Here is a 22,970-nt window from a genome sequence, read left to right on the forward strand (position 1 = left end):
GGTCTGCTTTCTGGTCCTCTGTTTTCTGTATCCGTTCATAGTGCCGACCCGCATTCAGCAAGAAGGAATTCGACCATGTTAGATACCAACCTCAAACAACAACTCAACGGTTACTTGCAGTACATCGTCAATCCCATCGAGATCAGCGTGTCCGGCAATGACAGCGACAAATCCGCCGAGCTCCTGGCCTTGGCCAGCGAGATAGCCGAAATGTCCCCCAAGATTGCCATGACTGATGGCAGCAATGTCCGCAAGCCTTCCATGAGCATCGCGCCCCAGGGCCAGGCCCCGCGTGTGCACTTTGCCGGCATTCCCATGGGTCATGAATTTACCTCCCTGGTGCTCGCCCTGCTGCAAAGCGGCGGCCATCCCTCCAAGGCCGATCCGGCCGTGCTGGAGCAGGTGAAGAACCTCAAGGGCGAGTTCCACTTCGAGACCTATATCTCCCTCTCCTGCCACAACTGCCCGGACGTGGTACAGGCCCTGAACCTGATGGCCACCCTGAACCCCGGCATCAGTCACACCATGATCGACGGTGCCCTGTTCCAGGACGAGGTGAACGAGCGTCAAATCATGGCGGTCCCGAACGTCTATCTGAACGGTCAGCCGTTCAGCCAGGGTCGCACCTCCCTCGAAGAGATAGTGGCCAAGCTCGACACAGGCGCGGCCGAGCGCAAGGCGCAAGAGCTGAGCGAAAAGGCACCCTACGACGTGCTGGTGGTGGGCGGTGGCCCGGCCGGCGCCGCCGCCGCCATCTATGCCGCCCGCAAAGGCATTCGCACCGCCATCGTCGCCGAGCGCTTCGGCGGCCAGGTGATGGACACCGTCGGCATCGAGAACTTCATCTCCGTGCCCTACACCGAGGGCCCCAAGCTGGCCGCCAGCCTGGAGCAGCACGTCAAGCAGTACGGCGTGGAAGTGATCACCGAGCAGCGCGCCGCGGCCATCAGCAAGGATGGTTACGTCAACGTGGATCTCGCCTCCGGTGCCACCCTCAAGAGCCGCGCCGTGATCCTGGCGACCGGTGCCCGCTGGCGCGATCTCAACGTGCCGGGTGAACTCGAATACCGCACCAAGGGCGTGGCCTACTGCCCCCACTGTGACGGACCCTTCTTCAAGGGCAAGCGGGTGGCGGTGATCGGTGGCGGTAACTCCGGCATAGAAGCGGCCATCGATCTGGCCGGCATCGTCGAGCACGTCACAGTAGTGGAGTTCGCCGATACCCTGCGCGCCGACGAGGTGCTGCAGAAGAAGGCTCGCTCCATGGCCAACATCGACATCATCATGAGCGCCCGTACCACGGAAGTCATCGGCGACGGCAGCAAGGTGGTGGGCATGGACTACGAGGATCGCACCACAGGCGAGATCAAGCACCTGGCGGTGGCCGGTATCTTCGTCCAGATAGGCCTGGTACCGAACACCGAGTTCCTCAAAGGCAGCGAAATTGCCCTGACCCGCTTTGGCGAGATCGAGATCGACACCAAGGGTGCCACTTCCCTGCCCGGCGTCTACGCCGCAGGGGATGCCACCACTGTGCCATTCAAGCAGATCATCATCTCCATGGGGGCAGGTGCCACCGCCGCCCTGGGGGCGTTCGATTACCTCATTCGCACCCCTGAGCCCAGCCAGGTGGCGAGCGCGGAACCGGCCCTGGCCTGATCCCTCCCCCTCGATCGAAAACCGGTGCCCAGGCACCGGTTTTTTTATTGTCTTGCTGGCAGGGCGACCCCCACTCGCCCCCTTGTCAGGGCCCACTCCCCTGGCTCATGACCCGCCACCCGGTCTGCATGACGACCTCTTTATCTGGATGCTTCACGCGCCCGTCCCCCACCCCACCTATGTTGCCAAGGCCATCCGAGGCCTGTCACTGCTACAGGATCAGCTCGCCTCGCCCTGTGCCTGGGTCAGCTCAACATCGGGTCTGGGCTCCAGCTCGGCGGTCATGGGGGTGTTCGGGGGCACAGGGATGAACTGCTGATGCTCGGCCAGGGGCACCGGCGCCCGCACCCGCTGACGCCAGATCAGAAACAGGGTCAACAGCGCCCCGCACAGGCAGAAGTAGGCGAACAGGCCCTGAGGGCCGAACAGCTGGATGGCACTCGGCGCCAGCACAGGCCCTACCATGGCCCCCAGGCTGTAGGCGAGCAGCAGCCCCTGGTTGGCCCCCAGCACCTGATCCGGCTTGAGCTCGTCGCAGGCGTGGCTGAGGCTCAGGGGGTAGATGGAGAAGGCCAGGCCGCCAAACAGGAAGATGAGGCCCGTCGCCAGCCAGTCGGGCTGGGGCGCCGGCAGGATCACCATCAGCAGGGAGACCAGAGCAAGCAGCGCGCTCAGCAGGCCGATGACCAGGCGCCTGTCGAGGCGATCCGACACTCGCCCTATGGGGTATTGCAGGCACATGCCCCCCAGGATCACCACGGCCATCATGTTGGCGACCCGCTCCAGGCCATAGCCGTTGTCGGTGAAATAGAGGGGCAGCAGACCATAGATGGCCCCCAGGATGAGCCCTGAGCTCAGGCTGCTCCACATCCCGGCCGGAGTGAGGCGAAACAGCTCGAGGAAGCCCACCTGCTGGGGCTGGATCATGGTGGGCATGGCCACCCGGGAGAGGGCCAGGGGGATCACGGAGAGGGAGGCGGCCATGGCGCACAGGGCGAAGGGCGCCAGCACCATGGGATCGATCACCTTGAGCAGTAGCTGGCCGGCGGCCAGGGCCCCGTAGAGCAGTATCATGTAGAGGGACATCAGCTTGCCCCTGTCCCGCGGCGTGCTGGAGACCAGCATCCAGGATTCGAGCACCACGAACAGGCCCCCGGTGGCAAAGCCCCCCAGCAGGCGCAGCCCGGCCCAGACCCAGGGATCGACGACGAGGCCGTGGAGCAGGGTCAGGGTGCAGATGAGGGAGGCATAGGCCGCGTAGGCGCGGATATGGCCCACCTGTACGATGAGGCGCGCATTGACGAAGGAGCCGAGCACCAGACCGGCGAAATAGGTGCCAGAGACCAGCCCGATGGCCTGGGCATCCACCTGCTCGGCCGAGAGCCGCACCGTCAGCAGGGTACTCATCAGACCGTGACCCAGGATGAAGATCACCAGACTCATCAGCGGGGAGGCCACCCCTTGCCATCTCGTCGCCACCATATCCCGCTCCCTTTCTGCCGTGCCAAAACCATACAGGCTACGGACAAATGGCGGTGGCTTCAACCCGAAGCGGCCGCCACCGGGATCCGAGTGTCTGGCCACATCCGGGGCTTGCGCGCGACATCAATAAAAAAGGCCGCTCGATGAGCGGCCTCTTGGCAAGGGTATTAAGGCTTAGCTGTCGCGGCGCTTGCCACCGAACTTGCGATCCTTGTTGAAACCGCCTTCACGGCGATCCTTGTTGAAGGGGCGATCGCCGCCGGGACGACGGTCCTTGTTGAAGGGACGGTCATTGCGGTACGGACGCGGAGCCCCAGTGCTGCCACCGGCAGGCACTTCGGTGTAGCGGGTGATCTGCAGCGGACGCTGGCAGACCCGGGCCTTCTTGATCACTTCCAGCACGTCGGCAGTCATGCCCTTGGGCAGGTCGACGGTGGAGAAGTCATCGGCGATGTCGATGTTGCCGATGAAGCGGCTCTCGATGTTCGCCTCGTTGGCGATGGCACCGACGATCTGGCCCGGCTTGACGCCGTGATGGGCACCCACGTCGACGCGGTAGCGCTCCATCTCCACGTCCGGGTTGTCCTTGAGCGGACGCGGCTCCAGGGACGGCATGCGACGGGCCGGACGATCGCCACGGTCACCGAAGTCACGGCCACCGCGGTCGTTGAAGTCACGACGCTCGAAGCCACCGCGATCGTTGCCGGCGTTGAACACCGGATCCGGGATGGAGTCATCCAGCAGCAGCGGTTGGTCGCCCTGTACCAGCTTGGCCAGTGCAGCAGCCAGCTCCAGCGGATCGGCAGAATCTTCTTCGATCAGCTCGTTCACCAGGTTGTGGTAGATCTCGAGCTCTTCACCCATCATGGTTTCGCGGATGCGCTCCTTGAACTTGGCCAGACGGTGCTGGTTGATGTCCTCGGTGCTCGGCATCTTCATCGGCTCGATGGCCTGACGGGTGGCGTGCTCGATGGCGCGCAGCATGCGGCGCTCGCGCGGTGCCACGAACAGGATGGCTTCGCCCTTGCGACCGGCACGGCCGGTACGGCCGATACGGTGAACGTAGGATTCGGTGTCGTAGGGAATGTCGTAGTTCACCACGTGGGTGATGCGCTCGACGTCCAGACCGCGAGCGACCACGTCGGTGGCGATCAGGATGTCCAGCTGGCCCTGACGCAGCTTGTCAACGGTACGCTCACGCAGCTTCTGCGGAATGTCGCCGTGCAGCGCTTCACAGGCGTGACCACGGGCGGCCAGTTTGCCTGCCAGCTCTTCGGCCGCGTTCTTGGTACGTACGAACACCAGCAGGGCTTCGTAGGATTCCACTTCCAGCAGACGGGTCATGGCGTCCAGCTTGTGCAGACCGGTCACCTGCCAGTAACGCTGGCGGATGGTGGTCGCGGTCGCGGTCTTGGAGGCAATCTTAATCTCTTTGGGCTGCTTCAGGTGCTTCTGGGCAACACGACGGATCTGCTCCGGCATGGTGGCAGAGAACAGGGCAACCTGACGACCGGCCGGGCACTGATCCATGATCCAGTCCACGTCGTCGATGAAGCCCATGCGCAGCATTTCGTCCGCTTCGTCCAACACCAGGGCTTTCAGACCGGAGAGATCCAGGTTCTTGCGACGGATCAGGTCCATCACGCGGCCCGGGGTACCCACGACAACCTGGGCACCGCGACGCAGGGCGCGGGTCTGGGTTTCGTAGGAGGCGCCGCCGTAGATGGGCAGCACGTGGAAATCGGGCATGTGGTGGGCATAGCGTTGGCACGCCTCGGCCACCTGCAGGGCCAGTTCGCGGGTCGGCGCCAGCACCAGGATCTGGGTGTTGCGGTTACCGGCTTCCAGACGAGACAACAGAGGCAAGGCAAAAGCAGCGGTCTTCCCTGTACCGGTTTGCGCCTGCCCCAGCAGATCGTGTCCCGCCATCAGGTGGGGAATTGCTGCGGCCTGGATGGGGGACGGGCGCTCATAGCCCACGTCCTGCAGCGCTTTCAATACGGGCGCGGCCAGTCCAAGCTCACTAAAAAGGGGCAGTTGTTCGGTATCAGACATAGATTCTTCCAGATTAAGGCAGGCGGCTAAACACCGCGGAATAGCAAAAGGCGGCGATTATAGCGCCACTTTGTTCTGCTGTCTTGAAAAATGTGATAGGTGTCTCAAGACGTTGGCAATTATAGAGGGATCTCGCGACTATGGCTTGCTTATTTTTCACTCATGGTGCGTGATGGCGAGTCGGGCAGCGCCTTAACCCTTGTCCCGCTTGTGTTTGAGCACCGCCATGGTGAGTCGGCTGCTACAGAGCAAACGGCTTCGTTCGTCTCTTATTTCTATCTGCCACACCTGGGTGGTCGCCCCCAGATGGAGCGGCGTGCAGCGCCCCGTCACCACCCCTTCCCGCTTGGCCCTCAGGTGGTTGGCATTGACCTCCAGCCCCACACAATAGCTCTCCTCCCCCACCGCCATGTTGGCCGCCAGCGATCCCAGCGTCTCCGCCAGCACCACGGAGGCGCCGCCGTGCAACATGCCCAGCGGCTGATGGGTGCGGTGATCCACCGGCATGGTGGCCTCCAGCCAGTCGGGGCCAAAGGCGGTGTAGACGATATCGAGGTGGGCCATCAGGGTATTGCGGGAGCTGGCGTTGAGCCCCTCCAGGCTCATGGGCTTGCGCCAGATGGGGGCGTTTTCTTGATTCATGACGGGAAGACTCCTTCTTTGAACAATGGGTTATCAGGGGCCATGTCGCTTAAACAGCCGTGTCGGCGAGAAAGGTCGGAAAAAAGATGCCCACACAGGGCATCTTGTCTTGGAGTGAGGCTCACCAGGGGTAGGTCACCCCGGGCCACTCCATCCAGGGGACATCACGCCCCGGCAGACGCGGCTCGGACCAGCGCCACACCTTGCCAAGCCAGGCCCGCAGCTCGGCCTCCAGCTCGGCATCCGTGATGGGGGCCTCGGCCTGTTTCCAGAAGAAGAGCTCCACCTCCACCTCCGGCAGCACCGAAGGGTAGAGGTAGACGCCGCCCCAGAATTCGGGCTCCCTGTCCGGACTCCAGAGGCCATAGGCAAAGGATCGTTTGGCCAGAAACTCGGAGCGCTGCCACGCCAGATCGTCCTCGTGCTGGCTCAGGCTGAAACTATTGGAGGGCCAGAGGTCATCGGGTCGAAACAGCTGATGGAGCTGCTCCCGCTCGCGCAGCATGGCGACGAACTCCACCACCGCCTGACTCGGGCTGGCAGGCAGCAGCAGAAAGTGCGGGTGCCGATAGGCCTTTGGCACCCGAAATCCCTTGGGGAAACGCAGCATCAGAGCAGTTCCAGCAGGGCCTGCAGCGGGTGCTTGAGCTTCTCCCCCTCCATCCGCTTGACCTGGCTGCGGCACGAATAGCCGGTGGCCAGGCAGCGAGCCTTGGGCAGGCGTGCAAGAGGCTCGGCCCAGCTTAAGGAGTAGATCCCCTTGGAGTTCTCCACCTGCTTGGCGTCGTGGCCATAGGTGCCCGCCATGCCGCAGCAGCCCACCGACACCGGCTGCAAACGCGCACCGAAACGGCCGAACAGGGTGCTCCAGTCGCCGTGGGTAGTGGGCTTGGCAGTCTTCTCGGTGCAGTGGGCAAACAGATACCAGGGCTCTGCCTCGGCCTGCTCGACGGTGTCCCCCCTGGGGGCCGGCAGTGTTTCTGCTGGTACAGAGAGCAGCCACTCCTGGGGCAGCAGCACCTGGAAATCGCCGCGGGCGGGGCCCAGCGCCTTCACGTACTCGTCCCGGTAACAGAGCACCAGGGAGGGATCGACCCCCACCATGGGGATGCCCAGCGCCGCCACCTTGTTGAGGAACTGGGCGCTGCTGGCGGCGGTGCGGGCGAAGGCGCGCAGGAAGCCCTTCACGTGCTGGGGCTTGCCGTTGGGTTTGAAGGGCAGCAGGTAGGGCTGATAGCCCAGCTTGCTGGCCAGTTTCACCAGGTCACGCACCACAGGGGCGTCGTAGTAGCTGGTGAAGGGATCCTGCACGATGAGCACCACTTTTTGGCGCTGCTCTGGGCTCATGGCCTCCAGGCCCGGCAGATCGAAATAGCGGGCGCGGTGGTCGCGCAGCTCCTCGGCCAGGGTCGGCACTGAGAGCAGCGGCACATCCACCATGCCGATGCTCTTCTCGGTCGCCTTCTGGGCCCACTCTTTTTCGAGGAAGAAGTTGACCAGCTTGGGGGCCTTGGCCAGCAAGGGTGCATAGCTTTCCACCGTGCCGACGAAGTAATCCTTGGGTCCGCGCAGATAGCGGCTGTGATAGAGCTGCATGAAGCGGGCGCGGAAGGTGGGTACATCCACCTTGATGGGGCACTGGCTGGTGCATGCCTTGCACGCAAGGCACCCTTCCATCGCCTCCATCACCTCGTGGGAGAAGTCATACTGGCCGCGAGCGCGGGCCACCGTATTGCGGAACTTGTCGACTATCTGCTTGAAGCGCACACCACCGCTTTGCAGCGCCACCTCTTCTGCAAGAGGGTCGAAGCCCTGCTCCGACAACTGGCGCAGCCATTCACGCATCAATCCGGCCCGCCCCTTGGGGGAATGACGGCGATCGCGGCTTATCTTGACCGAGGGACACATGGGGGAGTCGGTCTCGAAGGTGAAGCACAGACCATTGCCGTTGCAATCCAGCGCCCGGGTGTAGCTTTCGCGCACCGCAATGGGGATCTGGCGGTCAAACTTGCCGCGCTTGGGCCCGTCCACCGACACCAGTTCGGCGCCGCTGCCGTAAGGCATGCAGATCTTGCCCGGGTTGATGCGATTGCCCGGATCGAACGCCCCCTTGACCCGTTGCAGCTCTTCCCACAATTCGCCAAAAAAAGCGGGGCTGTATTCGGAGCGAAAGCCCTTGCCGTGCTCCCCCCACATCAGGCCGCCATATTTGGCGGTCAGCGCCACCACCTGATCCGAGATGCGACGCAGCAGCACCTCCTGCTCCGGGTCACACAAATCGAGCGCCGGGCGCACATGCAGCACTCCGGCATCGACGTGGCCGAACATGCCGTAGTCGAGGCCGTGGCCGTCCAGCAGGGCGCGAAACTCCATTATGAAATCCGCCAGGGATTCCGGCGGCACGGCGGTATCTTCGGTGAAGGCCACCGGCTTCTTGCGCCCCTCGGCGTTGCCGAGCAGCCCCACCGACTTCTTGCGCATGCCATAGATGGTCTCGATGCTCGGCAGGTGGTCACACACCTGATAGCCGATGATCCCCGCCTCGCCCCTCGCCAGCAGGCCGTCGATGCGCCGGCACAGCTCGGTCACCTTGGCCTTGTGCGCAGCCTCGTCGGTGTCGGCAAACTCGACGATGTTGAGTCCCTGCAGATCCTTGCCCGGCACATCCTGGATGAGATCCTTCACCGAGTGCCAGATGATGTCGGCGCGGGCCAGCCCCAGCACCCGGGAGTCCACCGTCTCCACCGACAGGGCGTGGGCCTCCACCATAAAGGGGGCGTTGCGCAAGGCGGAGGGGAAGCTGTCGTACTTGACGTTGACCAGGGTGCGATAGCGCGGGATGGGGGTGATGTTGAGGCGAGCCTCGGTGATGAAGCCCAAAGAGCCTTCCGAGCCGCACAGCACCCGGCTCACGTCCAGGGTGTCGTTCTCTGGAATATAAAGATGCTTGAGATCGTAACCGGTCAAAAAGCGGTTGAGCTTGGGGAAGGTGGCCTCTATGTCGGCGCGCCGCTCGCGGCCGATGCGATAGAGGGTGCGGTAGATCTCCCCCTCGCGGCTCTCGAGGGCCAGCTTGTCCGCCAGGCGCTGGCCGGTCACCGGCTCGGTCGCCATGATGTCGCCGTTCTCCAGCACGGCCTTGAGCCCCAGCACGTGATCCGAGGTCTTGCCGTACACCAGGGATCCCTGCCCCGAGGCATCGGTGTTGACCATGCCGCCCAGGGTGGCGCGGTTGGAGGTGGAGAGATCCGGCGAGAAGAAGTAGCCGTGGGGTTTGAGGTAGGCGTTGAGCTGATCCTTCACCACCCCGGCCTGGGCCCGCACCCAACCCTCTTCCAGATTAATTTCCATGATCTGGTTCATATGGCGGGAGAGATCGACGATAATGCCGCCGCCCAAGGATTGACCATTGGTGCCGGTACCGCCGCCGCGAGGGAAGAAACTCAAGGTCGCGTACTCGGGCCCCTGGGCCAGCTTGAGCATCACCGCTATGTCATCCGCGCTGCGCGGATAGAGAACCGCCTGAGGTACGACCTGATAGACGCTGTTATCCGTCGCCATCGCCAACCGGCTTGCATAAGACTTTTCGATATCACCACGAAATGCTGATCGCGCCAGCAACTCAAGAAACTGCAGGGTTGTAGGTGACAAACTGTCCTGGTAATCGAGTCTCGGGATCATGAATCCTTGTTCCCATCCTTTGCTTGATGCCGGCATTCCGGCGACAACGACTGTTCGGGGCTGCCTCTTTGCGGGTGTCCGAACCAGTCCGCTCACATGTGAGCGGGCAGTATATCAGCTAGAAAACCGCTTGCGCGTTCAATCTTCACCATTTGAAAGGAGGACTTTTATGGCTCATTACAGCCATGTTATCAGTACGCTGGTTCGCACCGAAAAACAGGCGCTGACCCTGTCGCTGTTTGGTTGCATCACCTTTGCCATCTTCGGCATCGGCTATGGCCTGTTCGTCGGTTCCAACGCCATCATGCTGGACGGCATCTTCACCCTGTTCAGCATGGGCATGACGGGCCTGGGGCTCATCACCGCCTACCTGGTCACCCGCCCTTCCGATACCCGTTTTCAATACGGCTACGCCCACTTCGAACCCATCGCCAACGTCATCAACGGCGCCATCATACTGCTGCTCTGCCTCGGCGCCCTCTATGGCGGCATCACCTCCCTGCTCGAAGGGGGACGGGAGATAGACCTCGGCCACGCCCTCATCTATGCCGCCGTCTGCACCTTCTTTTGCGGCCTCATCTATCTCATCGAGGCTGACGTGGCCGAGCGGGTCAACTCCGAGCTGGTGCGGGTGGACTCCAAGGAGTGGCTGGTGGATACCCTGCTCAGCGCCACCCTGCTCGTCGGCTTTCTGGTCGCCATCGGCCTCGATGCCCTGGGTTACGGCCAGTACAACCGCTACATAGACCCTGTGCTGGTCTCTCTCCTGGCCCTGTGCGCCACTCTCATTCCCATCAAGGTGCTCGGTCGCAATCTGCGGGAAGTGCTGAAAATTGCCCCCAAGGGAGATGTCTCCCGGCTGGTGGCCAGCGAGGTCGAGGCCCTGCGTCAGCGCCATGGCATCGAGTGCTACAGTCATCTGGCGAAAAGCGGCCGCCGCTTCGATCTCGAACTCAACATTCTGGTGGCCCCCGGCCAGGAGTGGCCCGTCGAACGCCAGGATGCCCTGCGCCAGGAGCTCTGGTCCCGCCTCGGCGATACCCTGGGGGATGCCTGGCTCTCGGTCTGCTTCACCCGGGAAAAACGCTGGCTCTGATCCGGCACCTGCCATCCTGATGCAACGCGGGGCCCCGTCGCCCCGCGTGACAAGGGCTCCAGGCAAAGCCCCGGCAACCCGCCTGCCAGCTCCCCCTGCGTCACTCTTGCTGTCACTCTTGCTGTCATTCTCGCCGTCCCTCCCCTGCCCGTTATTTCTCTGCTTTTTTTAATCTTTAAACCATGGACAGGGAAAACCGTTTGCCGAGTCCCTTGAATCAATAACCATTTTCAACGGCACAAAACGTTACGAAAAATTCGTTGCTAAAATTAAGTCGGCCGGCTATTTGTTTTCGTCAAGGACAGACGGCAGACTGAGCGCCGAAATACAGTGATGTTGTTATTCAACGGACAATACAAACAAATGCACTTATTCCATTTTGTTAAACAGTTAAGGCAAGTCCCATGAAAAAGGTGTTGATCACAGTATTTGCATTGACCATGGCGGGCACGGCCAGTGCTGCCCTTCCCCAGCTGAATTACGAGTGCCCGGGCCGGATCCAGATGCACAGCGATGAGGGAGGTCCCGTCTATATCAATGGCAAGGAGGCCAAGCTCAAGCAGTTCAACGACAACTACTACGAAGCCAAGGGGGCTGGTGTCACCCTCTCCATCAGCAACACAGGGGGCCAGTACGATGTCTCCTACACCAGCAAGCAAGGCTCGGGCGTCTGCCACCCGGCAGCCACGTCAGCAGCGCCTGCGGCCTCGGCAAGCCCTGCCAGCCCTGTGGAGAAAGCCTGTCTGAAGGCGGTCTCAGAAAAGACGAACGTGCCCCAGGCCCAGCTTCAGGTCACTGACGTCATGGACTCCGAAGCCGGGGTCGGCGTCACCATCAAGGTGCCGGGTGCCGATGCGCCCTGGTCCTGCCTCAGTGACAAGCAGGGTCATGTCCAGGGCGCCGCCTACACGGGGCAATGACGCCAATCGCCCCATCACCCCAGCCAGTAACAGGGAGGAAAATACCTCCCTGCTTTATTTTCCTCGGTCGTCCATGACAGAGGGCGAAACATGGCGCGAAAAACGAAATGACGATTAAATCATTCCGTTTTATTTACAACGCCTCTTTTTATTTAACCTCGCACTCATCTTGTTTAATTGTCCCTCTCGTCTGTCGTGACAGGAAACACATGAAAGAGACGACAGCCGAGGAGATATTCTCCCCTCCCTGCTCCACATCAGCATATTGATAAACCAGCATGTTTCATCCCGGCCCGCCTCTGCTTCTGCCCATTGTTGTCATGAGCGCAGCACTCTTATGCAAATCCCTCCATTTATCTCAATGATGTCTGGCGCTAGAGTCGCACCATTCACCCGATGAGGAGTTCCATCATGAACCACGATCCCCTGTTCTGCCCGCTGCGCCTTGGCCAGCTGCACCTTGCCAACCGCATCGTCATGCCCCCCATGACCCGCTCCCGCGCCAGCCAGCCCGGGGACGTGGCCAACGCCATGATGGCGACCTACTACGCCCAGCGTGCCGGGGCCGGTCTCATCATCAGCGAGGGCACGCAAGTCGACCCCATGGGCAAGGGCTACGCCTGGACGCCGGGGATCCACAGCGCCGAGCAGGTGGCTGGCTGGAAGCAGGTGACCGACGCCGTCCACACCCAGGGGGGCATCATGTTTGCCCAGCTCTGGCATGTGGGCCGGGTCACCCATCCTGACAACATCGGTGGCGCCCAGCCCCTCTCCTCCTCCGCCATCCAGGCCAAAGGGGTGAAGGTGTTTGTCGACAATGGCAGCGATGCCCCGGGCTTTGTGGAGACGGCCACCCCGCGCGCCATGACCCAGGCCGACATCGACGCCGTGGTGGGGCAGTTCCGCCAGGCGGCCCGCAACGCCATGGAGGCGGGATTTGACGGCATCGAGCTGCACGCCGCCAACGGCTACCTCATCAACCAGTTCCTCGACTCCGAGTCCAATGCCCGCACCGACGGCTACGGCGGCGCCCTTGAGAACCGGCTGCGCTTCCTGAAAGAGGTGACCGAGGCGGTCAGTAGCGAAATTGGCGCCGACCGGGTCGGGGTGCGCCTCGCGCCGCTCACTACCCTCAACGGCACCGTCGATGCCAACCCCCAGGAAACCTATCTGGCCGCCGCCAGCATGCTCGGCAGCCTGGGCATCGTCTATCTGCACGTGGCCGAAGCGGACTGGGATGACGCCCCCCTGATGGCAGAGAGCTTCAAGCAGGGGCTGCGGGATGCCTTCCCCAATACCCTCATCTATGCAGGCAAGTACGATGGGGAGCGGGCCAGAGCCGCGCTGCAGGCGGGCTGGGCCGACCTGATTGGTTTCGGTCGCCCCTTCGTGGCCAACCCGGATCTGCCGAACCGGCTGCGCCACGGCTATCCGCTGGCCCCCCACGATCCCGCCACCCTGTTTGGCGGCGGCGAGAAAGGGCTGACCGACTACCCGAGCTATCAGGGGTCAAAAGAGCCGCAATCGGCCTGAGACCCGGCTAGAACGCCAACGCCCGCCATCTCTGGCGGGCGTTGGCGTATCATGTCGCCCGGCGCTAGGAGAGGACGACGCCGTGACAGGCGGCATGGCTTCGAATTTCCCGGGTCAGCCGCGCCTTGTCCGCCAGACTCAGCCAGCTCGCTTCGACGGCATTGAGTGACAAACGGCAGAGTTGGCTCATGGAGGCCCCCAGTTCATGAGCCAGGGCCTGGAAGTTGGCGTTCATGTAGCCGCCGAAATAGGCGGGATCGTCGGAGTTGATGGTGACGCACAGCCCCTGCTCCAGCAAATTCAGTACGTTGTGGTGGGCCATCTGGTCAAACACCTTGAGGCGGGTGTTGGAGAGGGGGCAGACGGTGAGGGGCAACCGGGTGTCGGCCAGATAACACAGCAATTCGGGATCCTCGGCGCAGCGTACCCCATGGTCGATGCGGCGCACCTGCAGCTCCCGGATGGCCTGCCATATGTAGTCCGCCGGCCCCTCTTCGCCGGCGTGGGCCACCACAGGCAACCCCAGCTCGCGGCAGCGGGCAAACACCCGGACAAACTTGGCGGGGGGGTTCCCCCTCTCCCCCGAGTCGAGGCCGATGCCATGGATGCGATCGAGCAAGGGCATGGCCTGCTCCAGGGTGGCGAAGGCTTCCTCCTCGCTCAGGTGACGCAAGAAGCTCATGATGAGGCGCCAGCTGATGCCAAGCTCCTTCTCCCCGGTCTGCAGCGCCCGTTCTATGCCGCCAAGCACGGTGGCGAAGGGAATGCCGCGGGCGGTATGGGTCTGCGGATCGAAGAAGATCTCCACATGGACCACCCCCTCCGCCGCGCAGCGCGTCAGATAGGCCCGGGTGAGGTCGAAGAAATCCTGCTCGGTAACCAGCACGCTGGCCCCCAGGTAGTAGAGCTCGAGAAACGATTGCAGGCCGTCAAACTCGTAGGCGGTGCGCACGCTCTTCTCATCGGCCCAGGGCAGCGATATGCCGTTGCGCGCGGCCAGGCGCAGCATCAGATCCGGCTCCAACGTACCCTCGATATGCAGGTGCAGCTCCAGCTTGGGCAGCCCAGCGATAAACTCGTCCATGATCGACTCCTTCTCTCTCTGCCTCAGCGCCTCGGCAAGGCCGACGCCCTGGCCGCGCCAGGCGCGAGGGGCTGTTTGACTCGATTGCTGTCACACCTTGTCATCAAAGGGGCATATAATGGCGCCACAAAAAACATAACCGATTGAAGACATGCAAGAATGTCTCTGCCTCATCCCTGCCCCTGAAGGAGTTTCCATGAAGAAAAACGTCATCTGTGACATCGACGGCGTCATTTTGCACAACAACGATCTCATCCCTGGGGCCGATCACTTCGTCCATCGCCTGCTGGAACAGGGGAGCAAGCTGTTGTTTCTCACCAACTATCCGGCCCAGACCCAGAAAGATCTGCAAAACCGCTTTCGCGCCGCCGGGATAACGGTGCCGGAGGAGAGCTTCTACACCTCCGCCATGGGCACCGCCGATTTCCTCAAGCGCCAGGATGGCAAGAAGGCCTACGTGATAGGGGAAGGAGCCCTGACCCACGAGCTCTACAAGGCCGGCTTCACCATCACCGACATAGACCCCGACTTCGTGGTGGTGGGGGAAACCCGCAACTACAACTGGTCCATGATGCAGCTGGGGGCCAAGTTTGTCGCCCAGGGCGCCCGCTTCATCGCCACCAATCCGGACACCCACGGCCCCATGATGTACCCGGCCTGCGGTGCCCTGTGCGCCCCCATCGAGCGGATGACCGGCAAAAAGCCGTTCTACGTGGGCAAGCCGAGCGCCTGGATCATTCGTGCGGCGCTCAACCGGATGGAGGCTCACTCCGACAACACCCTCATCATAGGTGACAACCTGCGCACCGACATCCTCGCGGGTTTCCAGGCCGGCCTGGAAACCGTGCTGGTGCTCTCAGGGGTGAGCAAGGTGGCCGACATAGAGCAGATGCCCTTTAGCCCCAACCACATCTTCAATTCCGTGGTCGATATCGACATCGTCTAGGTCGGCCGATGGCGGTGCGGCCCCTGCGGGCCGCCCATCCCTCATGTGTTGCGGGCCAAGGCCCGGAAGATGGTAATTGTATGGAACCTGTACTGATCGCCGTGGCGTTCGTCTGCGGCATGCTGGTCAACCTGATTGGCCTGCCCCCCCTGCTCGGCTTCCTCGCCGCCGGCTTCCTCCTCAATGGCATGGGGTATGAGAATACCCCTGCCCTGGCAGAGCTGGCGGATCTCGGGGTCACCCTACTGCTGTTCACCATAGGGCTCAAGCTGGATGTGCGCACCCTGCTGCGCCGGGATGTGTGGGGCACCGCCAGCCTGCACATGCTGCTCTCCACCCTGCTGTTTACCCTGGTGCTCCTGGTGTGCAAGGGGCTCGGCATGACGCTGGCCATGTCCCTGGGCTGGCAGCTCGCCGTGCTGCTGGGATTTGCCCTCTCTTTCTCCAGCACTGTCTTCGCGGTCAAGGTGCTCGAGGAGCGCAGCGACATGAATGCCCTCTATGCGCGCCTCGCCATCGGGGTGCTGGTGATGCAGGATATCTTCGCCGTCGCCTTTCTCGCCATCTCCAGCGGCAAGCTGCCGAGCATCTGGGCGCTCTGGATCCTGGGTCTGCCCCTCCTGCGCCCCCTGCTGTGCCGGCTGCTCGAACGGGCCGGCCACGGGGAGTTGCAGGTGCTGTTCGGGGTCTTCCTGGCCCTGGTGGTGGGGGCCGCCGGGTTCGAGGTGGTGGGGCTCAAACCGGATCTGGGGGCCCTCATCATCGGCATGATGCTGGCCTCCCACCCCGCCGCCGCCGGGCTGGCCAAGGCGCTGTTCACCCTCAAGGATCTCTTCCTCATCTGCTTCTTCCTGACCATAGGGCTCAACGGCCTGCCGACCCAGGATGCCATGTGGATAGCCCTGGCCCTGGTGCTGGCGCTGCCGTTCAAGAGCGCGCTCTATTATCTGGTTTACAGCGGCGCCCACCTGAGGGTGCGCACCGTGCTGCTCTCCACCCTGGCGCTGAGCAACTTCTCCGAGTTCGGCCTCATCGTCGCCGCCATCGCCGCCAAGGCGGGCTGGCTCTCCCATGAGTGGCTGGTGGCCCTCTCCCTGGCGCTGGCGGCCAGCTTCATGATCTCGGCTCCCCTCAATGGCCAGAGCGAACGGATCTACCACAGGTTCGGCAACTGGTTGCGCGGCCTGCAGGCCCGCGAGCTGCACCCGGAAGACAGGCCCATCGAGCTGGGCGACGCCAAGGTGATCATCCTCGGCATGGGCCGCATCGGCCAGGGCGCCTATTTCGAGCTGGAGCACAAGTACGGCCCCGTCATCCTGGGGGTGGAGAACGACCACGGCAAGCTGCCCGGGCTGCGCGAGCGCAACATGAACGTGATCGAGGGGGACGCAACCGATACCGACTTCTGGGACAAGGTGCTCATCTCCAACCAGATAGATCTGGTGCTGCTGGCCATGCCCCACCACTCCGGCAACCTCTATGCCATCGAGAAGCTGCGCAGCCACGGCTTCACCGGCAAGATAGCCGCCATCGTCCGCTTCGAGGACGACATCGACTCCCTGCGCGAGCAGGGGGTGGACGCCGTGTTCAACGTCTATGACGAGGCGGGCAGCGGCTTCGCCCGCCACGTGATCAGGGGGATGGAGGGGCGCGATGCCCTTGGCAAGACGGGGACAATCGTTTAGCGTATCTTGCTAGTCGTCAATTAAATCAAACAGGGCGCCATCGACTACCAGGAGGGAAGTCGATCCGCCCCTGGCCCCACTCCCCTGCCATGGAGGCATCATGCTGACACTCAAAGACTGGACCCTGCTCGACCGCCAGACGGTCACCCCCTCGCCACTCACCCCGGCCCCGGAGCGGATCCTGGCGGGCAACCCGACCCAGAGCGTCTGGAACCACTACTCGGACCCGAGCCAGCAGTTTCATGTCGGCTTCTGGCGCTGCGAGCCGGGGCGCTGGGCGGTGCACTACACGGAGCACGAATATTGCCAGCTGCTGGAGGGGGAGGTCTGCATCCACGATGACACGGGGAACCAGCTGCACCTCGGCCCCGGGGATCGCTTCGTCATCCCGGCGGGCTTCAGCGGGCAGTGGGAGACCCTCACCCCCTGTCACAAGCTCTATGTGATCTTCGAACCCAGTGCCGAGCCCGAGACGAGATGAGGCGGGGTGCGCCTGGCCCCATGACGCCCGCGTCAAGCTGCTTGACGCGGGCGTCATGGTTTTGAGCAAACAGGCTTAGGCCCAAGGGCCCGATTTTGTGCCATGTTGCCGCTTGCAAAAGGGGGTCGCGCTAGGCATTGTGAATGGCGAGGAATGTAAATGGAATTTCGAGCCCAAACGTGGGGGGCTCAATAAAAATTAAAGAGGATTTACATCAATGTGCTCAATTTTCGGCATTCTGGACATTAAATCTGACGCGGCAAGCCTGCGCAAATCGGCGCTCGAGATGTCCAAGCGACTGCGCCACCGCGGGCCTGACTGGTCCGGCGTCTACAGCTCTGACAAGGCCATTCTGGTCCACGAGCGCCTGGCCATCGTCGATCCGGGCAATGGCGCCCAGCCCCTCTACAACCCGGAACGCACCCACGTGCTGGCGGTCAACGGCGAGATCTACAACCACAAGGAGCTGGAGAAGACCCTGGCGGTGGACTTCCAGTTCCAGACCAAATCCGACTGCGAGGTGCTGCTCGCCCTCTACAAGGAGAAAGGGCCCGCCTTCCTGGATGATCTCAACGGCATCTTCGCCTTCATCCTCTATGACGCCGAGCAGGACGCCTATCTGATTGGCCGCGACCACATGGGCATCATCCCCCTCTACACCGGGCGTGACGAGCATGGCAACCTCTATGTCGCCTCCGAGATGAAGGCCCTGGTGCCGGTATGCAAGAGCGTGGAAGAGTTCCCGCCCGGACACTACCTGTGGAGCAAGGACGGGGTCCTGACCCACTACTACCAGCGGGACTGGCGCGAGTTTGACGCCGTCAAGGACAACCCCGCCTCGGTCGAGGAGCTGCGCGCCGCCCTCGAGGCCGCGGTCAAGCGTCAGCTGATGTGCGACGTGCCCTACGGCGTGCTGCTCTCCGGCGGCCTGGATTCGTCCGTCATCTCCGCCATCACCAAGATCTATGCCGCCCGTCGCATCGAAGACGATGGCAAGAGCGAGGCCTGGTGGCCCCAGCTCCACTCCTTCGCCGTGGGGCTGGAGGGATCGCCGGATCTCGCCGCCGCCCAGAAGGTGGCCGATCACCTGGGCACAGTCCATCACCAGATCCACTTCACGGTGCAAGAGGGCCTCGATGCCCTGCGGGACGTCATCTATCACCTCGAGACCTATGACGTCACCACCATACGCGCCTCGACCCCCATGTACCTGATGGCACGCTACATCAAGGCGATGGGGATCAAGATGGTGCTCTCGGGCGAGGGCTCGGACGAGCTGTTTGGCGGCTACCTCTACTTCCACAAGGCGCCGAGCGCCAAGGATTTCCACGAGGAGACGGTGCGCAAGCTCGACGCCCTGCACCTCTACGACTGCCTGCGGGCCAACAAATCCATGGCCGCCTGGGGAGTGGAGGGCCGGGTGCCCTTCCTCGACAAGGAGTTCATGGACGTGGCGATGCGCCTCAACCCTGCCGCCAAGATGTGCGGCAACGGCAAGATAGAGAAGCACATCCTGCGAGAAGCCTTCGAGGCCCTGCTGCCCCACGAGGTGGCTTGGCGCCAGAAGGAGCAGTTCTCAGACGGCGTGGGTTACTCCTGGATAGACAGCCTCAAGGCCATGGTCGAGGTCGAGGTGACGGATCAGATGTTCGAGGCGGCCTCCTTCCGCTTCCCCGTCAATACGCCCCTCACCAAGGAGGCCTACTTCTATCGCGCCATCTTCGAGGAGCACTTCCCGCTGGAATCCGCCGCCCGCTGCGTGCCCTACGGCAAATCGGTCGCCTGCTCCACCCCCACGGCGCTGGAGTGGGATGCCAAGTTCAAGGAGATGGCCGATCCGTCCGGTCGCGCCGTGCTGGACGTGCATCAACAGGCCTACTGAGCTGCGGATTTACCCGCCCCGATAACGCAAAAGCGCAGCCCAGGCTGCGCTTTTTGTTTGCTTGTTTGCTGGCGCCCGATTGGCGGGGCCCGCCTCCATGGCCGGAAGCTAGCGCCCCTGGCAGTATTCGGCAAAGGCGTCGATCACCTCGGCCACGTCATCGTCGGTGATCTGCAAGTGGGTGACCAGCCGCATCTCCCCATAACCGGAGAAGAGGATGCCCCGCTCCTTCATGAAGGCCAGCAGATCGCCGCTCTCCCCCTCGTCGAGCGTCAGGAACAGCATATTGGTCTGCACCTGCGCCAGGCTCAGCGTGATCCCCGGCAGGGCGGCCAGCCCTTCGGCCAGGCGGCGGGCCCGGCGATGGTCGTCCGCCAGTCGCTCGAACTGGTGCTCCAGAGCAAATTGCGCGGCGGCGGCGAGGAAGCCGGCCTGGCGCATGCCACCCCCCACCATCTTGCGCAGCCGTCTGGCCCGGGCAATGGTGGCGCCATCCCCCACCAGCACGGATCCTACCGGCGCCCCCAGCCCCTTGGAGAGGCAGAGGGAGACGCTGTCGAAGGGGGCGGCAATCTCCGCCAGGGAGACCCCGCTCGCCACGGCGGCGTTGGCGACCCGGGCTCCGTCCAGGTGCAGCTTGAGCCCGTGCTCATCGGCGAAGGTGCGCGCCTGGCGCAGATACGCGAGGGGCAGCACCTTGCCGCCGTGGGTGTTCTCCAGGCAGAGCAGGCGGGCCTGGGCGAAATGGGGGTCATCGGGCTTGATGGCCGCCGCGAGATCGGCAAAGGCCAGGGTGCCGTCGGCCTGCATGGGCACGGGATTGAGGGCCACCGAGCCCAGCACGGCGCTGCCCATGGCCTCGTAGCGGAAGATGTGGGCCCCCTGGCCGAGCAGCGCCTCCTCGCCGCGCTGGCAATGGGCCAGCACCCCCAGCAGGTTGGACATGGTGCCCGAGGGAACAAAGAGGGCGGCCTCCTTGCCCAGGCGCCCGGCGGCATAAGCCTCGAGGGCATTGACCGCGGGGTCTTCCCCGTACACATCATCCCCCACCTGGGCATGGAGCATCACCTGACGCATGGCGTCCGTGGGTTGGGTTACCGTATCACTTCTCAAATCGATGTAGCGCATCCTGTCCCTCCAATGGCAAGAGCCTGACGGTAAGCCAGCAGCCCCACCCTTGGCAAGGATCAGATGCGCCTGGCGCGCGGGGGCTCGCTCCCAGACCCGCGCAAGGGAGGCCGCGGCGCTTCAGGCCTCATCCAGGTGCTTGCCGAACTGGCGGGCCATGGCCAGATCGAGAAAGCCGTCGGCCCGCTTGTGGCTGCGCAGGAACTGGTAATAGGCGAGCAGCTTCACCAGGGTCTCCTCATCGGGCAGCACGGTGGCGGGCGCCTGTTCACGCAGCAATTCGCTCGCCCCCTGCAACGCGGCCCGATCCACCACCTCCGCCTGTCGATAGAGATAGCCGCAGCCGGTGGCGAGCCACTCCAGGGAGCAGTTGGCGGCCATGGCGATCTGATTTGCCTTGGCAAAGCCGGGCTCGGCGCCCTTGAGGTATTTGCGGATCAGCGCCTCACCCAGGCCCACCTTGCGGGCGAAGGCGCTCACGCTCATCTCCCCCATCAATATCCGCAGCCGCGTGGCAAACCCAGCGTCCATATGCCCTCCATCAGAACCAAAGTACGAATTGCACGGGGCGCCAATATTGCCTTAGCCGGGAGCAGGGGCCAAGATAGGCCCAGCATTTATTCCAAGGAGTGAGTTATGACCGTATCCCGCCTGCCTCTGCACCCCCAGGGTCCAGAGTTCTCCCGCCTCATCATGGGTTACTGGCGCCTGATGGAGTGGCAGCTCAGCCCGACGGCCCTGCTGGATCTCATCAAGTACCACCTGGACCTTGGCATCACCACCATAGACCACGCCGACATCTATGGCGGCTATCAGTGCGAGGAGGCCTTCGGCCGAGCCCTGCGCCTGGAGCCCGCCCTGCGCAGCCGCATGGAGCTGGTCAGCAAGTGCGGCATCGCCCTCACCGCCAAGCCCGAGCACGCCCTCAATCACTACAACACCAGCAAGGGGCACATCATCGCCAGCGCCGAGGCCTCCTTGCAAAAGCTCGGCACCGATCACCTGGATCTGCTGCTGATCCACCGCCCGGATCCCCTGATGGATGCCGACGAGGTGGCCGAGGCCTTCATCGCCCTCCGCCAGGCAGGCAAGATCCGACATGCCGGCGTCTCCAACTTCACCGCGCGCCAATTCGAGCTGTTGCAGTCGCGCCTGCCCTTCCCCCTGGTCACCAACCAGCTGGAGATCTCTCCCCTCAATCAGGATCTCACCCTGGATGGCACCCTGGATCAGTGCCAGCAGCTGCGTATCAAGCCCATGGCCTGGTCTTGTCTCGGCGGTGGCAGCCTGTTCCATGATGCCCGCCACGAGGGGCTTCGCCACGAGCTGGCGCGGATCCGTGAAGAGGTGGGGGCCCAGACCCTGGAGCAGGTGGTCTACGCCTGGGTCATGATGCTGCCGAGCCAGCCGCTGCCCATCATAGGCTCGGGCAAGCGCGAGCGGATCGCCAGCGCCGTCGCCTCCGAGCAGGTGCAGCTCAATCGCCAGCAGTGGTTTCGCATCCGCAAGGCGGCCCTGGGCTACGACGTGCCCTGAGCCCGGCCCAATGGGCCCGTTGGCACAAACAGAAACGGCATGGGAGAACCCATGCCGTTTTGCGTTAGCGAGGCCCCTTAACGATGACGCTGGGGGCGACCACGGGGTGCATCTGTCTTGGGCTTGGCCTGATTGACCGTGATGGTGCGGCCACCAATCTCGGTGCCGTGCAGCTCGGCGATCGCCTTCTCGGCGTCGCCATTGACCGGCATTTCAATAAAACCGAATCCCTTGGACTGACCTGTGTCGCGGTCGATGATGATATCGACCTTGTCCACCTGTCCAAACTGGCTGAATACGGTTGTCAGTTCGTCGGCCGTCATCCGGTACGACAGATTACCTACGTAAATCTTCATGCCATCCACTCTCGAGTCAGGGTGCCTTCACTATGCAATCACCGGCGCCGCAGCAAGGGCACAACCACCACGCCGGATTGACCCGGGCATCATGCCAGGGGCCTCCTCGCCTCACAGCCCAAGCCATTGATCTCTTGGACAAGTCAGGCGACAAGTTCAATGCGAATAACTGGCAGTATCTGAGCTTGCCCCCGGCTTGTCTAGAAATTAATCAGCTCGTGGTGGTACCAATTGCGTCAGCAATGCCCCCAGGGCGCGTCGACTGTGCCAGGCCCGTTTAAAGCCGAAGCGGTAGACGCCCGGGCTCACTTCATGGACGGGTTCCTCCCCCAGCCCCAGCAGCTCGACCACCTGGGTCAGCTCATCCTGGCCCAGGGCGAGGTCCAGGCTGAACTCGAGCCACTCTCCGTTGTGGCCGACCCGCCGCTCGCGGCCCACCTCCACCAGGGCGGACCGAGGCAGCGCCCTGACGCTGTCCTGCTGGCCGTTGACGAGATAGAGATGGTCCCTGTCCCAGGCGAGCTCCGCCATGCGCCAGGGCTGCCAGTGGCGGGGCACCAGCATCATCAGCAGCACTATGCCGCCAAAGATGACGCCGACCCAGGGCAGGAGCCCCATCTGGGGATACCCTTGCCAGAGCGACGCCCCGACCGCCACCAGACTCAGCACCAGCAGAGTGCCCATGGCGACATAGAAGCGCCCGGCCGGCGGTTGCAGCCAGCAGACCCCCGCCTTGCCGACCAGCTCACTCGCTTTCATCATCCTCTTCCCCTGTTCAGATACCATTGAGGGGCGCATTGTGGC

At 63.1% G+C, this 22,970-nt stretch carries 19 protein-coding genes; 9 read left to right on the plus strand and 10 right to left on the minus strand.

Annotated elements, in window-relative coordinates:
• The first annotated feature begins 75 nt into the window (after nucleotides 1–75).
• Nucleotides 76–1,659 carry an alkyl hydroperoxide reductase subunit F gene (gene ahpF / locus ACEUCR_RS03210; RefSeq protein WP_408746207.1) on the plus strand — a complete coding sequence of 528 codons (1,584 nt, stop codon included), beginning with the start codon at nucleotides 76–78 and terminating at the stop codon, nucleotides 1,657–1,659.
• 219 nt (nucleotides 1,660–1,878) lie between these two features.
• Here the strand turns inward: ahpF and ACEUCR_RS03215 are convergent, their stop codons facing one another.
• From ACEUCR_RS03215 to ydiJ, 5 genes are all read right to left on the minus strand, one after another.
• Nucleotides 1,879–3,141: an MFS transporter gene (locus ACEUCR_RS03215; protein WP_408787991.1), complete on the minus strand. Its 1,263-nt coding sequence runs from the start codon at nucleotides 3,139–3,141 to the stop codon at nucleotides 1,879–1,881.
• A gap of 174 nt (nucleotides 3,142–3,315) precedes the next feature.
• Complete coding sequence (locus ACEUCR_RS03220; protein ID WP_041994492.1) at nucleotides 3,316–5,196, minus strand: DEAD/DEAH box helicase; 1,881 nt, start codon at nucleotides 5,194–5,196, stop codon at nucleotides 3,316–3,318.
• 192 nt (nucleotides 5,197–5,388) lie between these two features.
• Complete coding sequence (locus ACEUCR_RS03225; protein ID WP_408787994.1) at nucleotides 5,389–5,838, minus strand: hotdog fold thioesterase; 450 nt, start codon at nucleotides 5,836–5,838, stop codon at nucleotides 5,389–5,391.
• A gap of 121 nt (nucleotides 5,839–5,959) precedes the next feature.
• On the minus strand, nucleotides 5,960–6,448 hold the full coding sequence (locus tag ACEUCR_RS03230) for a hypothetical protein (protein WP_408787997.1): 489 nt from the start codon (nucleotides 6,446–6,448) through the stop codon (nucleotides 5,960–5,962).
• Nucleotides 6,448–9,519 (minus strand): D-2-hydroxyglutarate dehydrogenase YdiJ, encoded by a 3,072-nt coding sequence (gene ydiJ, locus ACEUCR_RS03235; protein ID WP_408788000.1) that lies wholly within the window; start codon nucleotides 9,517–9,519, stop codon nucleotides 6,448–6,450. The genes ACEUCR_RS03230 and ydiJ overlap by 1 nt, the downstream gene beginning before the upstream one ends.
• Nucleotides 9,520–9,688: 169 nt before the next feature.
• On the opposite strand from ydiJ, the gene ACEUCR_RS03240 reads away from it, so the two are divergent.
• From ACEUCR_RS03240 to ACEUCR_RS03250, 3 genes are all read left to right on the plus strand, one after another.
• Nucleotides 9,689–10,615 carry a cation diffusion facilitator family transporter gene (locus ACEUCR_RS03240; protein ID WP_111874530.1) on the plus strand — a complete coding sequence of 309 codons (927 nt, stop codon included), beginning with the start codon at nucleotides 9,689–9,691 and terminating at the stop codon, nucleotides 10,613–10,615.
• Nucleotides 10,616–11,019: 404 nt separating this feature from the next.
• Nucleotides 11,020–11,535 (plus strand): hypothetical protein, encoded by a 516-nt coding sequence (locus tag ACEUCR_RS03245; RefSeq protein ID WP_408788003.1) that lies wholly within the window; start codon nucleotides 11,020–11,022, stop codon nucleotides 11,533–11,535.
• Between the two features lie 411 nt (nucleotides 11,536–11,946).
• A complete protein-coding gene (locus ACEUCR_RS03250; protein WP_408788006.1) occupies nucleotides 11,947–13,068 on the plus strand; it encodes an alkene reductase in 1,122 nt (373 codons plus the stop codon).
• 64 nt (nucleotides 13,069–13,132) lie between these two features.
• Here ACEUCR_RS03250 and ACEUCR_RS03255 read toward each other — a convergent pair whose 3' ends face one another.
• The gene (locus tag ACEUCR_RS03255; protein ID WP_408788008.1) at nucleotides 13,133–14,152 is read right to left on the minus strand and encodes an adenosine deaminase; all 1,020 of its coding nucleotides are present in this window, start codon (nucleotides 14,150–14,152) and stop codon (nucleotides 13,133–13,135) included.
• Nucleotides 14,153–14,348: 196 nt separating this feature from the next.
• Between ACEUCR_RS03255 and ACEUCR_RS03260 the strand changes: the two genes are divergently transcribed.
• From ACEUCR_RS03260 to asnB, 4 genes are all read left to right on the plus strand, one after another.
• A complete protein-coding gene (locus ACEUCR_RS03260) occupies nucleotides 14,349–15,098 on the plus strand; it encodes an HAD-IIA family hydrolase (RefSeq protein WP_041994691.1) in 750 nt (249 codons plus the stop codon).
• A gap of 80 nt (nucleotides 15,099–15,178) precedes the next feature.
• Nucleotides 15,179–16,783, plus strand: coding sequence for a cation:proton antiporter family protein (locus ACEUCR_RS03265; RefSeq protein ID WP_041994688.1), 1,605 nt, complete (start codon nucleotides 15,179–15,181; stop codon nucleotides 16,781–16,783).
• A gap of 100 nt (nucleotides 16,784–16,883) precedes the next feature.
• Entirely contained in the window at nucleotides 16,884–17,264 is a 381-nt protein-coding gene (locus ACEUCR_RS03270; protein WP_408788011.1) for a cupin domain-containing protein, read from the plus strand.
• 217 nt (nucleotides 17,265–17,481) lie between these two features.
• Entirely contained in the window at nucleotides 17,482–19,146 is a 1,665-nt protein-coding gene (gene asnB, locus ACEUCR_RS03275; protein WP_111874525.1) for an asparagine synthase B, read from the plus strand.
• Between the two features lie 108 nt (nucleotides 19,147–19,254).
• On the opposite strand, the gene ltaE is transcribed toward asnB, so the two are convergent.
• Together ltaE and ACEUCR_RS03285 are read right to left on the minus strand one after the other, a co-directional pair.
• Nucleotides 19,255–20,274, minus strand: coding sequence for a low-specificity L-threonine aldolase (ltaE, locus tag ACEUCR_RS03280; RefSeq protein ID WP_041994679.1), 1,020 nt, complete (start codon nucleotides 20,272–20,274; stop codon nucleotides 19,255–19,257).
• Between the two features lie 120 nt (nucleotides 20,275–20,394).
• Entirely contained in the window at nucleotides 20,395–20,805 is a 411-nt protein-coding gene (locus ACEUCR_RS03285) for a helix-turn-helix domain-containing protein (protein WP_111874523.1), read from the minus strand.
• A gap of 105 nt (nucleotides 20,806–20,910) precedes the next feature.
• Between ACEUCR_RS03285 and ACEUCR_RS03290 the strand changes: the two genes are divergently transcribed.
• Nucleotides 20,911–21,810: an aldo/keto reductase gene (locus tag ACEUCR_RS03290; protein ID WP_408788015.1), complete on the plus strand. Its 900-nt coding sequence runs from the start codon at nucleotides 20,911–20,913 to the stop codon at nucleotides 21,808–21,810.
• A 77-nt stretch (nucleotides 21,811–21,887) separates the two neighbouring features.
• Here ACEUCR_RS03290 and ACEUCR_RS03295 read toward each other — a convergent pair whose 3' ends face one another.
• Nucleotides 21,888–22,166, minus strand: a complete 279-nt coding sequence (locus ACEUCR_RS03295; protein WP_162519307.1) for an RNA recognition motif domain-containing protein — start codon at nucleotides 22,164–22,166, stop codon at nucleotides 21,888–21,890.
• A 207-nt stretch (nucleotides 22,167–22,373) separates the two neighbouring features.
• Complete coding sequence (locus tag ACEUCR_RS03300; RefSeq protein ID WP_111874585.1) at nucleotides 22,374–22,925, minus strand: hypothetical protein; 552 nt, start codon at nucleotides 22,923–22,925, stop codon at nucleotides 22,374–22,376.
• Nucleotides 22,926–22,970 lie beyond the last annotated feature (45 nt).

Origin of the sequence: Aeromonas bivalvium (genome assembly GCF_046078285.1) — a bacterium.
In the GTDB taxonomy this organism is placed as follows: domain Bacteria; phylum Pseudomonadota; class Gammaproteobacteria; order Enterobacterales; family Aeromonadaceae; genus Aeromonas; species Aeromonas bivalvium.

What these genes read in the sequence shown, in the direction of transcription:
- ahpF (WP_408746207.1), top strand. Translation starts at nt 76, where the DNA reads ATGTTAGATACCAACCTCAAACAACAACTCAACGGTTACTTGCAGTAC.
- ACEUCR_RS03215 (WP_408787991.1), bottom strand. Translation starts at nt 3,141, where the DNA reads ATGGTGGCGACGAGATGGCAAGGGGTGGCCTCCCCGCTGATGAGTCTG.
- ACEUCR_RS03220 (WP_041994492.1), bottom strand. Translation starts at nt 5,196, where the DNA reads ATGTCTGATACCGAACAACTGCCCCTTTTTAGTGAGCTTGGACTGGCC.
- ACEUCR_RS03225 (WP_408787994.1), bottom strand. Translation starts at nt 5,838, where the DNA reads ATGAATCAAGAAAACGCCCCCATCTGGCGCAAGCCCATGAGCCTGGAG.
- ACEUCR_RS03230 (WP_408787997.1), bottom strand. Translation starts at nt 6,448, where the DNA reads ATGCTGCGTTTCCCCAAGGGATTTCGGGTGCCAAAGGCCTATCGGCAC.
- ydiJ (WP_408788000.1), bottom strand. Translation starts at nt 9,519, where the DNA reads ATGATCCCGAGACTCGATTACCAGGACAGTTTGTCACCTACAACCCTG.
- ACEUCR_RS03240 (WP_111874530.1), top strand. Translation starts at nt 9,689, where the DNA reads ATGGCTCATTACAGCCATGTTATCAGTACGCTGGTTCGCACCGAAAAA.
- ACEUCR_RS03245 (WP_408788003.1), top strand. Translation starts at nt 11,020, where the DNA reads ATGAAAAAGGTGTTGATCACAGTATTTGCATTGACCATGGCGGGCACG.
- ACEUCR_RS03250 (WP_408788006.1), top strand. Translation starts at nt 11,947, where the DNA reads ATGAACCACGATCCCCTGTTCTGCCCGCTGCGCCTTGGCCAGCTGCAC.
- ACEUCR_RS03255 (WP_408788008.1), bottom strand. Translation starts at nt 14,152, where the DNA reads ATGGACGAGTTTATCGCTGGGCTGCCCAAGCTGGAGCTGCACCTGCAT.
- ACEUCR_RS03260 (WP_041994691.1), top strand. Translation starts at nt 14,349, where the DNA reads ATGAAGAAAAACGTCATCTGTGACATCGACGGCGTCATTTTGCACAAC.
- ACEUCR_RS03265 (WP_041994688.1), top strand. Translation starts at nt 15,179, where the DNA reads ATGGAACCTGTACTGATCGCCGTGGCGTTCGTCTGCGGCATGCTGGTC.
- ACEUCR_RS03270 (WP_408788011.1), top strand. Translation starts at nt 16,884, where the DNA reads ATGCTGACACTCAAAGACTGGACCCTGCTCGACCGCCAGACGGTCACC.
- asnB (WP_111874525.1), top strand. Translation starts at nt 17,482, where the DNA reads ATGTGCTCAATTTTCGGCATTCTGGACATTAAATCTGACGCGGCAAGC.
- ltaE (WP_041994679.1), bottom strand. Translation starts at nt 20,274, where the DNA reads ATGCGCTACATCGATTTGAGAAGTGATACGGTAACCCAACCCACGGAC.
- ACEUCR_RS03285 (WP_111874523.1), bottom strand. Translation starts at nt 20,805, where the DNA reads ATGGACGCTGGGTTTGCCACGCGGCTGCGGATATTGATGGGGGAGATG.
- ACEUCR_RS03290 (WP_408788015.1), top strand. Translation starts at nt 20,911, where the DNA reads ATGACCGTATCCCGCCTGCCTCTGCACCCCCAGGGTCCAGAGTTCTCC.
- ACEUCR_RS03295 (WP_162519307.1), bottom strand. Translation starts at nt 22,166, where the DNA reads ATGAAGATTTACGTAGGTAATCTGTCGTACCGGATGACGGCCGACGAA.
- ACEUCR_RS03300 (WP_111874585.1), bottom strand. Translation starts at nt 22,925, where the DNA reads ATGAAAGCGAGTGAGCTGGTCGGCAAGGCGGGGGTCTGCTGGCTGCAA.